This is a genomic window from Bradyrhizobium sp. in8p8 (genome assembly GCF_000426845.1).
GTDB classification, from domain to species: domain Bacteria; phylum Pseudomonadota; class Alphaproteobacteria; order Rhizobiales; family Xanthobacteraceae; genus Bradyrhizobium; species Bradyrhizobium japonicum_C.
The window spans coordinates 32,949-47,122 of record NZ_AUGD01000002.1 but is presented as its reverse complement, the minus strand read 5'-3'; the positions used below and the strand labels follow the sequence as shown (position 1 = coordinate 47,122).

The 14,174-nt window shown below is 64.1% G+C and carries 12 protein-coding genes; 4 read left to right on the top strand and 8 right to left on the bottom strand.

Annotation, left to right across the window (positions count from 1 at the left end; translation table 11 throughout):
• Positions 1 to 35 precede the first annotated feature (35 nt).
• From K408_RS0105445 to K408_RS0105425, 5 genes are all read right to left on the bottom strand, one after another.
• On the bottom strand, positions 36 to 1,646 hold the full coding sequence (locus K408_RS0105445; protein ID WP_024341892.1) for a sulfite reductase subunit alpha: 1,611 nt from the start codon (positions 1,644 to 1,646) through the stop codon (positions 36 to 38).
• The gene (locus tag K408_RS0105440) at positions 1,643 to 3,424 is read right to left on the bottom strand and encodes a NirA family protein (RefSeq protein ID WP_024341893.1); all 1,782 of its coding nucleotides are present in this window, start codon (positions 3,422 to 3,424) and stop codon (positions 1,643 to 1,645) included. Before K408_RS0105440 ends, K408_RS0105445 begins: the two co-directional genes overlap by 4 nt.
• A 332-nt stretch (positions 3,425 to 3,756) precedes the next feature.
• A complete protein-coding gene (locus tag K408_RS0105435; protein ID WP_024341894.1) occupies positions 3,757 to 4,920 on the bottom strand; it encodes a CmpA/NrtA family ABC transporter substrate-binding protein in 1,164 nt (387 codons plus the stop codon).
• The gene (locus tag K408_RS0105430) at positions 4,917 to 5,507 is read right to left on the bottom strand and encodes an ANTAR domain-containing response regulator (RefSeq protein ID WP_024341895.1); all 591 of its coding nucleotides are present in this window, start codon (positions 5,505 to 5,507) and stop codon (positions 4,917 to 4,919) included. Before K408_RS0105430 ends, K408_RS0105435 begins: the two co-directional genes overlap by 4 nt.
• Before the next feature lie 355 nt (positions 5,508 to 5,862).
• Positions 5,863 to 6,486, bottom strand: coding sequence for a hypothetical protein (locus K408_RS0105425; RefSeq protein ID WP_024341896.1), 624 nt, complete (start codon positions 6,484 to 6,486; stop codon positions 5,863 to 5,865).
• A gap of 158 nt (positions 6,487 to 6,644) precedes the next feature.
• On the opposite strand from K408_RS0105425, the gene rimO reads away from it, so the two are divergent.
• The 3 genes from rimO (at position 6,645) to K408_RS0105410 (ending at position 10,237) form a co-directional block, all read left to right on the top strand.
• On the top strand, positions 6,645 to 7,976 hold the full coding sequence (gene rimO / locus K408_RS0105420) for a 30S ribosomal protein S12 methylthiotransferase RimO (protein WP_024341897.1): 1,332 nt from the start codon (positions 6,645 to 6,647) through the stop codon (positions 7,974 to 7,976).
• Positions 7,977 to 8,133: 157 nt separating this feature from the next.
• A complete protein-coding gene (locus K408_RS0105415; RefSeq protein ID WP_024341898.1) occupies positions 8,134 to 8,775 on the top strand; it encodes a DUF962 domain-containing protein in 642 nt (213 codons plus the stop codon).
• A 265-nt stretch (positions 8,776 to 9,040) separates the two neighbouring features.
• Positions 9,041 to 10,237, top strand: a complete 1,197-nt coding sequence (locus K408_RS0105410) for an acetylornithine transaminase (RefSeq protein ID WP_024341899.1) — start codon at positions 9,041 to 9,043, stop codon at positions 10,235 to 10,237.
• 101 nt (positions 10,238 to 10,338) lie between these two features.
• On the opposite strand, the gene K408_RS0105405 is transcribed toward K408_RS0105410, so the two are convergent.
• From K408_RS0105405 to pcsA, 3 genes are all read right to left on the bottom strand, one after another.
• On the bottom strand, positions 10,339 to 11,313 hold the full coding sequence (locus tag K408_RS0105405) for a quinone oxidoreductase family protein (RefSeq protein WP_024341900.1): 975 nt from the start codon (positions 11,311 to 11,313) through the stop codon (positions 10,339 to 10,341).
• 86 nt (positions 11,314 to 11,399) lie between these two features.
• Positions 11,400 to 12,125 (bottom strand): TerC family protein, encoded by a 726-nt coding sequence (locus K408_RS0105400; RefSeq protein ID WP_024341901.1) that lies wholly within the window; start codon positions 12,123 to 12,125, stop codon positions 11,400 to 11,402.
• Positions 12,122 to 12,889: a phosphatidylcholine synthase gene (gene pcsA, locus K408_RS0105395; RefSeq protein ID WP_024341902.1), complete on the bottom strand. Its 768-nt coding sequence runs from the start codon at positions 12,887 to 12,889 to the stop codon at positions 12,122 to 12,124. Before pcsA ends, K408_RS0105400 begins: the two co-directional genes overlap by 4 nt.
• A gap of 85 nt (positions 12,890 to 12,974) precedes the next feature.
• Here pcsA and K408_RS0105390 point away from each other — a divergent pair, with 85 nt between their 5' ends.
• On the top strand, positions 12,975 to 14,159 hold the full coding sequence (locus K408_RS0105390; RefSeq protein WP_024341903.1) for a UbiH/UbiF family hydroxylase: 1,185 nt from the start codon (positions 12,975 to 12,977) through the stop codon (positions 14,157 to 14,159).
• Positions 14,160 to 14,174 lie beyond the last annotated feature (15 nt).

Here is a 14,174-nt window from a genome sequence, read left to right as displayed (position 1 = left end):
GGAACCGGCCCGTACAACGCCGGTGTGAGAGCAGACTAGTACACGTCGGCCTGGAAGCGACCGGACTTCTTGAGCTCGGCGACGAAGCTGACGGCCTCATCCGTCGAACGCGCGCCGAACTGGGCGACGATGTCGACCAGCGCACGCTCCACGTCCTTGGCCATGCGCTTGGCGTCGCCGCAGATGTAGAGATGCGCGCCTTCGGCGAGCCACGTCCAAAGCTCGCGCCCGACCTCGCGCATGCGGTCCTGCACGTAGAATTTCTTCTCGCCGTCGCGCGACCAGGCCAGCGACAGGCGCGTCAGTAGACCCGAGGTCTTCATCGCGTTGAGCTCCTCCTGGTAGAAGAAATCGCAATCGCTGCGCTGGTGGCCGAAGAACAGCCAGTTCTTGCCGGGCGCACCGGTCGCCTTGCGGTCGAGCAGGAAGGCCCGGAACGGCGCGATGCCTGTGCCGGGGCCGATCATGATGATCGGCGTCTTGGGATCCTGCGGGAGGCCGAAGCCATGCGCCTTCTGCACATAGACCTTCAGCTTATCGCCCTCCTTGATGCGTTCGCCGAGGAAGGTCGAGGCGACGCCGAGGCGCTTGCGCTTGCCGACGATGTAGCGCACGGAGTCCACCGTCAGTGACAGCTTTCCCGGCGACGCATTGTGCGAGGACGAGATCGAGTAGAGCCGCGGCTGGAGCGGCTCCAGCGCCTCGACGAAAGCCTCGGCATGCGGCCGCGTGCCGGAAAACTTCTGCAGCGCGGCCATGACGTCGAGCGTGGCCGCATCGCCATCGGGATCCTCGCCCTGCGCCAGCGCACGTGCCTTCTCGCGCGCGGCGCCGCCGGTGATGAAGGAAATCAGTTCGAACAGCGTGTCAGGCGCCGGCGACAGAGAGACGTCGTCGATCAGCACCTCGCGCAGCGTCTTGCCGTTGACTTTGGTGGTGTGGGAGGCGCCGAGCAGCGCGATGATCTGGTCGACGAGGCCGACATCGTTGCGCGCGAACACGCCGAAACTGTCGCCGACCACGTAGTCGAGCTTGCTCTCGGAGAGATCGAACTCGACGTGATATGTCTCCTTCTCCGATTTGCCCTTGTTGAGCAGGCGGCGCGACAGGAAGGTCGCCGCGACAGGATTGTCGCGTGAGCGGCCGGGTTCGGCGATGGTCACGGTCACGGCTGGTGCCGCCGCATCCGGCTTGTCGGCCGGCTTCGCCGCAGGCGTCTTGTCGAGCTCCTCGAACAGCGACTTCAGCATCCGCGCGGTTTCCTTGCCGCCTGGGACACAGAGGTTGAGCCGCGCTTCGCTGCGGCTCGCAATCGCTTCCGAATAGTCGTGGCAATTATAGCCGCATTGGCCGCAATCCTGCTGCGCCATCGCCGCCATCATCTTGCGGCGCACGGGACGGCCCTCGGCGAGCTTCATCCGCTCGGCGATCGGCATGGTCTGGTCGTGCCACGGCGCTTCACCGTCATCGCCGTCGCCGGCCGCGCCTTGCATGACGGCGGCGCCCTGCTCCGTTGACAGCGGCGCGGCGACCTCAGGCGACAGCAGGCCGGCGAAAAAGCCGTTCAGCCAGGAGCGCTGCGCGTCGGAGAACGGTGCGCTTGGGGGAATGAGGTCGAGCTTCGGCGGAGGGGTGATCTGGTTCATGCGGACACCTGTGCATCGGCCAGCTTGCGCAGCGTTTCACCGTCATGGCGTCGCGCGAAATGGAGGAAGGTTTCATCGGGCGACGAACGATGCGCCATGTAGGCTTTCAGCAGTCGTTCGACCGTCTTTGGCGCATCCTCGGCCTTGAGGTCGCGGTAGACCTCCTGCCCGATGTCGGCGTCGGGCCCGAACCCGCCACCGGTAAAGAGGTGATAGCCCTCGACGGTGTCTTCCTCACTGACCGGCACGCGCGCGCCGATCAGGCCGATGTCGCTGATGTAATGCTGCGCGCAGGAATGGTGACAACCGGTGACGTGGATGTTGACCGGCTTGTCCATCGCCACGCGCGTTTCGCACCAGTCGCCGATCTCGGCGGAATGACGCTTGGTGTTCGCCGCGGCGAAGCGGCAACCGGCATTACCGGTGCAGGCGATCAGGCCGGCGCGGATGTGCGAGGCCTCGACCGCGAGCCCGATCTGCTTGATCGCCGCAACCGCAAGCTCGACGTTCTCGTCGCGCACTCCCGAGATGAGCAGGTTCTGCCAGACCGTCAGCCGGATCTCGCCGTCACCGAGATCCTGCGCGAGCTTGGCGAGGCTTCGCATCTGATCGGAGGTGAGCTTGCCGAGCGGCAGCGACACCCCGATCCAGTTGAGGCCCTCCTGCTTCTGCCTGTGCACGCCGACATGCGCCATGCGGTCCGCCGCGGGGCGTGGTGCGAACGCCTCCTCCGGCACGCGCGTGAACGGCGTCTTCAGCCGCTCCTCGACGAGCTTGACGAAGCCGTCATGCCCCATCGCATCGAGCACATATTTCAGCCGCGCCTTGTTGCGGTTGGTGCGGTCGCCGTGGTCGATGAACACGCGCACGATGGCGTCTGCAACGGCGGTTGCCTGCTCCGGCCTGACGATGATGCCGGAATATTTGGCGAAATCCTTGTGCCCGGTAATGCCGCCGAGGCCGAGGCGGAACCAGACGCCGGGCTCGACGCCGAAGCCGTCCTTCACCTCATAAGCCGTGAACGCGATGTCGTTGGTCTCCTCGAGCACCGCAATCCTGCCGGCGCCGTCGAAGGCAACGTTGAACTTGCGCGGCAGGCCGTAGAGCGAACGGTCGTTGAGGATGTGGTAGTGCCACTCGCGCGCATAGGGCCGCGTGTCGAGCAGCTCCTGTGGATCGATGCCGGCGGTCGCCGTTCCCGTGACGTTGCGGATGTTGTCGGCGCCGGAGCCGCGCGAGCACAGGCCGAGTTCCTGAATGCCTTCGAGGAATTTGATCGCGTGCTTCGGCGGGATCTCGCGAAGCTGAAGATTGGCGCGCGTCGTGACGTGGCAGTAGGGGCCGCATAGCTCGTCGGCGAGGTCGGCAAGGCCGGACAGCTGCCAGTGCTTCATGATGCCGTTCGGAATGCGCAGGCGGCTCATGTAGGAATCCTGCGTCGGCGCGACATAGAAGATGCCGTAATAGCGCCAGCGGAAATTGTCGGCCGGGCTCGGCGCCGCGTTGTCGAGCGCCTGCTGGCGCAACCGCGGATAGGCGTCGAAAGGATGCTCCTCGCGCTTGAACTTCTCCTGGTCGGCAAGCTTCTTGCCCGACGCAATCACCCTGTCCTGCGCCTTGATGTGCACGGCATCGGGCCCGGTCGGCTCGGCGCTCGCCTTGACGGCGCCGCCGCCCAGAGCGCGACCGACGCGGCTGATCTGCAGGCCCGTCGTGAAGCCTTCGAGATAGCGCTTCTGCTCGTCGGTAAAGTCGACTGAGAGCGTTTCGATTTTCATGGTTGCTAACGAAGCTCCTGCGGCCACCAGAGTGGCTCCGAGGTTGGCGCGACCCGCGGGGGAGCTTGGGCCGGCTCAGCGCCGGCTTCGTCACCCACGGTCCGATCAGCTTCGTTGCTGCGGGACTTGGCTCAGCAGGCACCTATGACAAGCTGGCCGCAGTGCAACATTCAAGTTGCGTGCCAGCTTGGTCGAGACTGAAACATCAGTGATGTCAGACGGTTGAGGCAGAGTGCCGGGGCACCCCGCCGGGCAGCTCTCCCGAAATTCGAGCAGCCAGCCCAAACATTAGCCAAGGGGACCGATGCGCTCAAAAACGAAGCAGCGGCGAATCAGGCCTTCCAGCGCCCAACCGCGAAGGCTTCAAGGTGCCCCCGGATGTTGGCGGGATCGAAGACGGGGCCGGCGAAGGCGCCGAAGGCCGCGGGAGCCTCGGTGGGCGCCCTGCTGCCAAGGGCTGCATCGTAGAGGTCCGGCCTGAACACCGCCATGGCCGTCTTGACACCATCGGGGGTCAGCGCCGTCTGTCCCCAGCGCACCATCTGAGCATAGAGCCAGGCGGCCTGGACCGGCTCGGGGCGCCCTGCCCCTTCGCGCCCAACGAGGAGATAGCGGCCGCTCTCACGGAAAGTGCCGTCGGGCGAGATCTTGAGGCGTCCGGTGAGGGTGCGCTGGATGACCTCGGCGTCGACCCCGATCCGCTCCGGCTGAGCCAGGATTTGCGCCGCCTCGGTCCGGTTCTCGGGATGCTCGATGAACTCGGCCGCTTTCACCGCCGCGCGCACCAGCGCTGCGACCACGTCCGGATTCTTGTCCGCCCAGGCTTGGCGAACGGCCAGCACTTTCTCCGCAGCACGGACCAGGATGTCGGAGACGAAATGCAGGATGTGGCCGATGCCGAGATCGACCGCGATCGAATTCCAGGGCGCGCCGACGCAGAACGCATCGACATGGCCGTTCTTGAGGCTGTCGACCATGTAGGGCGGCGGCAGCACCACGAGGCGCACATCCTCGTCGGGATCGACGCCGGCCGCTGCCATCCAGAACCGCAACTGATAATTGTGGGTCGAGAACGGGAAGGTCATGCCGAAGGTCAGAGGCTCGGCCCCTGCCTTGCGCCTGATGGCGACCACCTTCGCCAGCGCCTTCGCGGTCACCATCGGGTCGAAACGATCGCCGTCGATCTGCTCCATCAGCGCGGCATGGAGCGCCGGCGACACAGTGATGGCATTGCCGTTGATACCGAGGTTGAATGGCGCCGCGATCGGCACCTTGACGTGGCCGAGCCCGAGCGAAGACGCGATCGCCACGGGTGCCAGGAGATGTGCGGCGTCAAACAGGCCGATATTGAGCTTGTCGCGGACGTTCGACCAGGAGACTTCGCGCACCAGCTCGACGTCGAGCCCTTCGGCGGCGGCAAACCCCTTGTCGACCGCGACGATCAGGGCGGCGGCATCGACCAGCGGAATGAACCCGATGCGGAGGGTGGCGGTCATTTCAGCATCTCCGACGCGGTGATGATCGACTGCGCGATCTCGCCGATTTTCTTCTTCTCGCGCATCGCTGTGGAGCGCAGCAGCACATAGGCCTCTTCTTCGGTCAGGCCCTTCACCTTCATCAGGATGCCCTTGGCACGTTCAATGACCTTGCGGTCCTCGAGCTGCGACTTGGTTCGCTCCAGCTCCTCCTGGAGCTTGGCGAAAGCGTTGAAGCGGGACACGCAGAGGTCGAGGATCGGCTTGATACGCTCCTTCTTCAGCCCGTCGACGATATAGGCGGACACCCCCGCCTCGACCGAGGCCTGGATCGAGGCTGAATCGCTCTGATCGACGAACATGGCGATCGGCCGCTTCACGGCACGGCTGACCTGGAACATCGCCTCGAGCACGTCGCGGCTGGGGTTCTCCAGATCGATCAGGATGATGTCGGGATCGACCGCATAAATACGGGCAAGCAGGCTCTGCATTTCGCTGATGTGGACGACCTGCGTGAATCCGGCCTCCCGCAACCCCTCCTCCAGGATCGCAGCCCGGATCGGGCTTTCGTCGACGATCACGATTTTGGGCGACTGTTCGGCGCTCATGGCTCACTCGGCGGCAGCTGATCCATCCATAGCACGCCGGATCGCCCTGCAAAGGGTTGTAATTGCGGGCAATTGGGACTAGCTGAGGCCCGTCAATCAGGCAGTTCAGATATGGATCAGACGGCTGCGCCCAAGGTCAGCTTCGTGTCGCTCGGGTGTCCCTGAGACAACGAATGTATAGAAATCCGGGCCGCGCTGCCCAAAGAAAAAGCCGCCCGGAGGCGGCTGTCATTTGAACTATCAGCTCGTCCAGCGGTTCGTGCGCTCATCAAGGCGAGACGTCCGCTTTCGGATGCCAAGCAGAAACTCACATGCTCGACCGAGCGTTGCCGGTCGCACCTCATACCGGTCGCAATTAGCGGGGCTCAAAATTGTAGCTCGTCCCCAAATTAGACATCAGTCGCTTTTTGTACTGCTTGACCTTGCTCTCGAACTCGTCGATCGACGACGCATAGGTACTTTCACGGTCCAACTCTCGCGCTAAGGTCACCTCGGACATGAATTCGTTGCACTGCTCCAGTGTAGCCCCGTTCATGCTCCACAATATACCGGCCGGCCACTCATGACTGGCGTAAGCGAAATCATCCAACAGACTTTTCAGCAACGCTTGACGCACCTCGGTTGAGGTACGGTCTATCGCATATGCCTCCTTGAGCAGATCAGTCTTTCCTTTGAACTTTATCAGCGCATACAGCCTATGTGCGCTGTATAAATTCTGGCAGGTTCCAGCCAGCCAGTAGAGGCTCCAAGCATCATTTCGTTTACTCCCGGCCAGCAAAACCGGGAATATGAGTTCGGCGTAGATCTCATGCCGAACTCTCGCGCCATAGGTATGGGTGTTCAAGTACGTGCGGGTCCATTGCTCCCGTTCCGCGGAAGAATTGAACGATCGGAGAAACGCGTCGAGCATCACCGCCGCGTCCTTCCGTCGTCCCTCGGCCAGCCGCGCCAAATAACCCTCGTACAGAGCTGGGTTCATCGATTACCCGCAAGCATCCCGCTCCCTAGGCACTGGTGGATTCCACTCGCCGAGAGCGTGCATTACTTTATCACAGACGGCACATTCGAAAGGGATTGAATTTCGCTATCACAACAGTTACTTGGATCGAAATCTCTGCAAAATTCAGGATACTCGCTTTGAGCGAAACTTTTAAAGGTGCGCCGCGCATCTCTTTCCATTCGCTCGGCTGTCCCAAGGCATTGGTGGATTCCGAGCGCATCATCACGCGCCTGCGCGCGGAGGGTTACGAGCTCGCCCGCAAGCATGACGGGGCCGACATCGTCATCGTCAACACCTGCGGCTTCCTCGACAGCGCCAAGCAGGAATCGCTTTCGGCCATCGGCGAGGCCATGGCCGAGAACGGCAAGGTGATCGTGACCGGCTGCATGGGCGCGGAACCGGAAGCGATCGAGCAGGCCTATCCCGGCGTGCTCTCCATCACCGGTCCGCAGCAATATGAGAGCGTGCTTGACGCCGTGCATCGCGCGCTGCCGCCAACGCACAATCCGCATCTCGATCTGGTGCCGCCACAGGGCATCAAGCTGACGCCGCGGCACTACGCGTACTTGAAGATTTCCGAGGGCTGCAACAACCGCTGCACCTTCTGCATCATCCCGAAGCTGCGCGGCGACTTGGTCTCTCGCCCCGCCAACGATGTGCTGCGCGAGGCCGAGCGACTGGTCGGCGCCGGCGTCAAGGAGCTGCTCGTCATCTCGCAGGACACCTCGGCGTATGGCATCGATCTGAAATACGCCGAGAGCCCGTGGAAGGAGCGCCAGGTCCGCGCCAAATTCCTCGACCTCGCGCGCGAGCTCGGCGAGTTCGGAGCCTGGGTCCGGCTGCAATACGTCTACCCCTACCCGCATGTCGACGAGGTCATCGCACTGATGAACGAGGGCAAGGTGCTGCCCTATCTCGACATCCCGTTCCAGCATGCGAGCCCCAACGTCCTCAAGGCAATGAAGCGCCCGGCGGCGCAGGACAAGACGCTGGCGCGCATCAAGCGCTGGCGCGAGGAATGTCCGGATCTCGCGCTGCGCTCGACCTTCATCGTCGGCTTCCCCGGCGAGACCGATGCCGATTTCGAATATCTGCTCGACTGGCTGGATGAAGCCGAGATCGATCGTCTCGGCTGCTTCAAGTACGAGCCGGTCGCCGGCGCGACCGCGAACGCGATCGAGAATCCCGTGCCGGAAGAGATCAAGCAGGCACGCTACGACGCGCTGATGGCGCGCCAGCAGAAAATCTCCGCCCGACGTCTCAAGCGCAAGGTCGGCACCCGGCAGCAGATCATCATCGACGAGGTCGGCCCGACCGTGGCCAAGGGCCGCTCCAAGGCCGATGCGCCGGAGATCGACGGCGCAGTCTATCTCACGAGCCGCCGTCCGCTGCGTGTCGGTGAGATCGTCACCGCCAAGATCGAGCGCGCCGATGCATACGACCTGCACGGCAGCGTTGCCGGATTCTGAGCCACCCGTCATTGCGAGCGCAGCAGGGCAATCCGGCATATCGGCTGAGACGCACCCGAACCGGCCGCGCCAGAATGTGACATTATAGTGCATTCACGCAGGGGTCACGGACTCGTCCTAACTCTGCCCGCGCTTTCAACGCGAGCGAGGAACAAGGATGAGCCGCCTTCCGGACATGCTGCGCACGCAGCGCTTCGACGACTATCGCTTCTACCACCAGAGCACGGTCAACCAGACGCTGCACCTGATCAGCGCCGTCATCTTCCTCGCCAGCTACGCCCTTCTGTTCAAGGACCCGGCGCTCGCCGGCATCGTCGGCTGGCTCGCGATGCTGACGCGGCAGACCGGCCACTTCTTCTTTGAGCCGAACGGCTATGACGCCGTCAACGACGTCAGCAACGACTACAAGGAAGCGATCAAGGTCGGCTACAACCAGACCCGCAAGATCGTGCTGCTGCTGGTGTGGGGCAGCGCGCCGATCGCGCTCTACCTGTATCCGACGCTGTTCGGCCTGTTCGATGCGCCGGCCACTCGCCTCGACTTCATCCGGCATGTCGGCACGCTCTGGCTTGCGATCGGCATCGGCGGCGGACTTGCGCGCATGCTCCAGCTCTTCGTCACGCGCGACGTCACGACCGGCCTCGTCTGGGTGTTCAAGGTGCTGACCGACCCGTTCCACAACATCGCACTGTACTGGAATTCACCGCTCAAGCTGATGCGCGGCGAGCTCATCGACACCGCGATTGCAGACGCCGATTGGGGCGAAGAGGATGCCGAGGAAGCCGCGCGTCCGACATGATCGACCCACGGACCGGCGGGTATCCCGAGAAACCTCCGCTTGACAAGCCCTCACGTTCAGCTGTAGGGACGCGCCCCATGATCAATTCTCGGACCCACCGCCGCGCAGCTTTCCGTCGTCGCACCCGCGACGATGATGGGTTGCGCCATGTCCGACGACGCCGCTGAAGCATTAGAGCTCAGCCAGTTTTCGAGAAGGCCGCACCCGCAAAGTGCGGCCTTCTTGCTTTTGCGTCCCTTTTCCACCCGCCCCAGAGGAGTTCGACATGACCACCGCCACCCATCCGTATGACGCGTTGATGGACATCACCGCACGGCCCAAGGCCGTATTCGTCCGCGGCGCCGGCTCCTACCTCTGGGACGACAGCCGCAAGCGCTATCTCGATTTCGTGCAGGGCTGGGCCGTGAACTGTCTCGGCCACTCCCCGCCCGCGGTCGCTGAGGCGCTTGGCGCGCAGGCCAGGCGGCTGCTGACACCGAGCCCGGCCTTCTACAACGAACCGAGCCTGAAGCTGGCGCAGGCGCTCGTCGAGAACAGTGCGTTCGACCAGGTGTTCTTTGCCAATTCCGGCGGGGAAGCCAATGAAGGCGCGATCAAGCTCGCGCGGAAATATGGCAGCGTGCACAAAGGCGGCGCCTTCGAGATCATCAGCTTCGAAGGCGGGTTCCATGGAAGGACGCTGGCAACGATGTCGGCTTCGGGCAAGAAGGCGTTCGAGCCGCTGTTCGAGCCGAAGGTCGCCGGCTTCAAGAAGGCGAAGCTCAACGACATCGCTTCGGTCGAAGCGCTGATCAACGACAACACCGTCGCCGTCATGCTTGAGCCGATCCAGGGTGAATCCGGCGTATGGCCGGCGAGCGATCAGTTCCTGCAGGAGCTGCGCGCGCTGACGCAGGCGCACGGCATGCTGCTCATTTTCGATGAGATCCAGACCGGCATGGGCCGGACCGGAAAACTCTTCCATTACGAGCACACGGGCATCGCGCCGGACATCATCACGCTCGGCAAGGGAATCGGCGGCGGCGTGCCGCTCGCCGCCCTGCTCGCGACCGAACGCGCCTCCTGCTTCGAGCACGGCGACCAGGGCGGCACCTTCAACGGCAATCCGATCATGTGCGCGGCGGGCCTGGCGGTGCTTCAGGAGGTCAGCAAGCCAGACTTCCTGAAGGCTGTCGCCGAGACCGGCCTCTTGCTCGAAAGCGAGTTGCAGAAAGTCTCGGCCCGGCACGGCCTCGGCGGCGTGCGGGGGCGCGGCCTCCTGCTCGCGCTCGACCTCAAGCTGCCAATCGCGCCCGGCATCGTCGCGCAGGCGTTCGAGGCCGGCGTGCTCCTGAACGCGCCGCAAGTCGACACGCTGCGCTTCATGCCGGCGCTGAACGTCACGAAGGCGCAGATCGCCGAGATGGTCGATTGTCTCGACGGGATCTTGACCAAGGCCGGCGCGGCACGGCGCGTGGCGTAGGTCCATCCTTGTCATTGCGAGAAGCGAAGCGACGAAGCAATCCGGACTGGCTCCGCGGCGACAGTCCTGGATTGCCTCGCTTCGCTCGCAATGACGAGAAGCTACGGCTTCAAGATCGACGCGCCCGTGGTCTTGCGGCTCTCGAGATCGATATGCGCCTTCGCCGCATCCTTCAGCGCGTAGGCATGGTTGATCGGCACGTGCAGCTTGCCGTTGATGACGGCCGCGAACAGCGTGTCGGCGCCTTCCAGCAGTTCCTTGCGCGTGCCGACATAGTCGTTGAGCTTCGGCCGCGTCGCGAACAGCGAGCCGTGATTGTTCAGCTCGGCGATCGAGAACGGCGGCACGGGCCCGGAGGCATTGCCGAAGGAGACGAACATGCCGCGCGGCTTCAGGCAGGACAGCGAGCCCGGGAATGTCGCCTTGCCGACGCCGTCATAGACCACGTCGCAGCCCTCGTTGCGGCTGATCTGCTTCACGCGGGCGACGAAATCCTCCTCGTTGTAGAGGATGACGTGATCGCAGCCGTTGGCCTCCGCAAGCTCGGCCTTCTCGCGCGAGCCGACCGTGCCGATGACGTGCGCACCGAGCGCCCGCGCCCATTGGCAGGCCAAGAGGCCGATGCCGCCGGCGGCGGCATGGATCAGCACGCGATGATGCGGCTCGACCTTGAAGGTCTTGTGCAGGAGATACCAGACCGTCAGCCCCTTCAGCATCAACACGGCGCCCTGCTCGTAGGTGATGTGGTCCGGCAGCTTGACCAGCTTCTCCCAGGGAATGTTGCGCTCGCCGGTATAGGCGCCGAGATTGTGGTAATAGGCGACGCGATCACCGGGATGAAAATTCGTGACGCCGGGCCCCACCGCGACAACATCGCCCGAGGCCTCGTTACCCGCGATGAAGGGAAGCCCCGGTGCCTTGTAAAGGCCGGTGCGGTAATAGACGTCGATGAAGTTGAGCCCGACCGCATGCTGTCGGATGCGCACCTCGCCCGGCCCGGGCGCCGGCACGTCGACGCTCTCATAGACCAGGGCTTCGGGGCCTCCGACCTTGTGCACACGGACGGCTTTGGTCATCAGTCGACCTCCTCTTTTCGCGGGCAAGCGAAAGCCATCGCGCCCGCCTTGTCAACTCGAGGCCGATCGAGGCGGGCCAAACACGACTAGTTCCCGGCTTTCGTGCGGTTGCGCCTGGCCAGCACGTTGAAGAGCTCGACCGCCGCCGAGAACGCGATCGCGAAGTAGATGTAGCCCCGCGGAATGTGGAACTGGAATCCGTCGGCGACCAGCGCGACGCCGATCAGCACCAGGAATGCCAATGCCAGCATCTTCGTGGTCGGATGCTCCGCGACGAAGCGCGACACCGGCCCCGCCGAAACGTACATGACCGCGCAGGCGATCACGACCGCCGTGATCATGATTCGGATGTCCTCCGCCATGCCGATCGCGGTGATGATCGAATCCAGAGAAAATACGAGGTCGACGACGATGATCTGGAAGATCACCCAGAAGAAGGCGCTGCCTGTGGATTTCTTCTCGCTCCGGCCGTGATCGGATTCGACCTCGCCGTGAATCTCATGCGTGGCCTTGGCGATCAGGAAGAGGCCGCCCCCGATCAGGATGAGGTCGCGCCAGGAAAAGGCGTAGCCCTTCATCGAGAGCACCGGCTCGGTCAGGCCGATCAGCCAGACCAGAAGACTGAGCAGGATGAGGCGGAAGACCAGCGCCAGCGCAAGCCCGATCTGGCGGGCGCGGTGGGCCTGCGCCTCGGGAAGGCGCGAGACGAGCACCGATATGAAGATGACGTTGTCGATGCCGAGCACGATCTCGAGCGCCGTCAAGGTGAGCAGCGCGGCCCACGCTTCGGGGCTGGCAAGAAGCTCCATCATGCGAACGATCTCCCCAGGCGTATCAAGGTGTCGCTGAAGCTGATCCAGAGCGCGATGGCGCAGAGCACGATGGTCACGCCGCTACCGACGCGAAAATCCATCGCCAGCACGTAGAGGCCGAGCACGGCCCAGATCGCCATCAGCGACATCGTCAGCCAGCGCAGACGCACGACGCGGACCGGATGCAGCACGTGGAACGGCACGAAGGTCAGCACGACGAGCGCGGCCACCAGCAGCGTCGACCACAAAGGCGGCCAGTGCAGCAGGAACAGGTAGAACGCGGCCGCATTCCACAGCGCAGGGAAGCCGCGGAAATGATTGTCGTCGGCCTTCATGCGCAGATCGGCGAAATACAATGCGCTGGTGACGATGATGGCGATGCCGAGCAAGGGAGCGGCCACCGGCAGCAGCATGCCGCTGGCCACGATCGCATAGGCCGGCACGAAGACATAGGTGAGGAAGTCGACCACGAGATCGAGCACGTCGCCCGACCAGTTCGGCTGCACGTTCTTGACGTCGAGCCGGCGAGCGATCGGTCCGTCGATCGCGTCGATGACCAGGGCGAGGCCAAGCCACTGAAACATCGCCGCCCAGTGCTCGCGCACGGCCTCCAGCATGGCAAGCAGCGCGAGCGCCGCGCCGAACGCGGTGAAGATGTGCACCGAGAAGGCTGCGGCGCGGATCGCCGGTCTTGGCTTGAGTGAATCCTGCTGGGTGTCCATGGCTTCTGCTATCAGAATGGGACCGGTTTGCACATCCGCCATTGCGGCGCTCCGTCGCACGATTAACGATGGAAGCAGGTAGAATCAGCAGGCTTGAATTTGCCGCAGGGCGTGTCATTTGTCGTTCATGACAGACGCATCGACACTCCATGACGCAGCCGTGATCGGCGGCGGACCGGCGGGGCTCGCAGCGGCCATCGCACTGGCGCAGGCGGGCGCGCGGACGGCGCTGGTGGCGCGGCGTGCGCCCTATGCGGACAATCGCACCACCGCGCTGTTGGGCGCCTCCATCGATCTCCTGGAAGGCCTCGACGTCTGGCCACGCTGCAAGGACAAGGCTGCAGCGCTGGAGGTGATGCGTCTCGTCGACGACACCGGCCGGCTGTTTCGCGCGCCGGAGGTCCGGTTCTCCTGTCACGAGATCGGCCTCGATGCGTTCGGCTACAATATCGACAACCGCTCGCTGATGCTGGCGCTGGAAGAGCGCGCCGTCGAGCTGCCCAACCTCGTCCGCTTCGACGACGAGGCTGAAAGCGTCGTCATCGAATCCCACGATGTCTCGGTGCGCACGGCTTGCGGACAATTTCTTTCGGCCCGGCTCGTGGTCGGCGCCGACGGCCGGCACTCGCTGTGCCGCGAAGCAGCCGGCATCGAGGTGACGCGGCGCGATCTGAACCAGACCGCGCTGACCTTCAACGTCAGCCATGCCCGGCCGCATCGCAACGTGTCGACCGAGTTCCATACGCCGCACGGGCCTTGCGTGTTCGTGCCGCTGCCGGGCGACCGCTGCAGTATCGTGTGGGTCTCGACCTCTGCGGACGCCGAGCGTCTGCGCGCCCTGAGCGATGAGGAACTGTCAGCCGCGATCGAGAAGCAGTCGCATTCGATTCTCGGCCGCATGACGGTCGAACCCGGGCGCAACCTGTTCCCGCTGGCGATCGAACGCCCAAAATCCTTCGGCCGCGATCGCATTGCGCTGGTCGGCGAAGCCGCCCATGTTGTCCCGCCGATCGGGGCACAGGGCCTCAATCTCGGCCTTCGCGATGCTGCCGACATTGCCAGGCTCGCGAGCGACGCGATCGCCGCGGGCCAGGATCCCGGCGCGGACGAAGTGCTCAGACGCTATGACCGGGCGCGACGGCCGGACATTTTGAGCCGCACCTTTGCGATCGACATCGCGAACCGCTCCCTGCTCAACGACTTCCTGCCGCTCCAGCCGGTCCGCGCCGTCGGCATGCACCTGCTCGGCGCTGTCGGCCCGCTCCGCCGTTTTGCCATGCGCGAGGGCCTGACACCGACGTGGCGGCGCTAGCTGCGTTCGATCCCC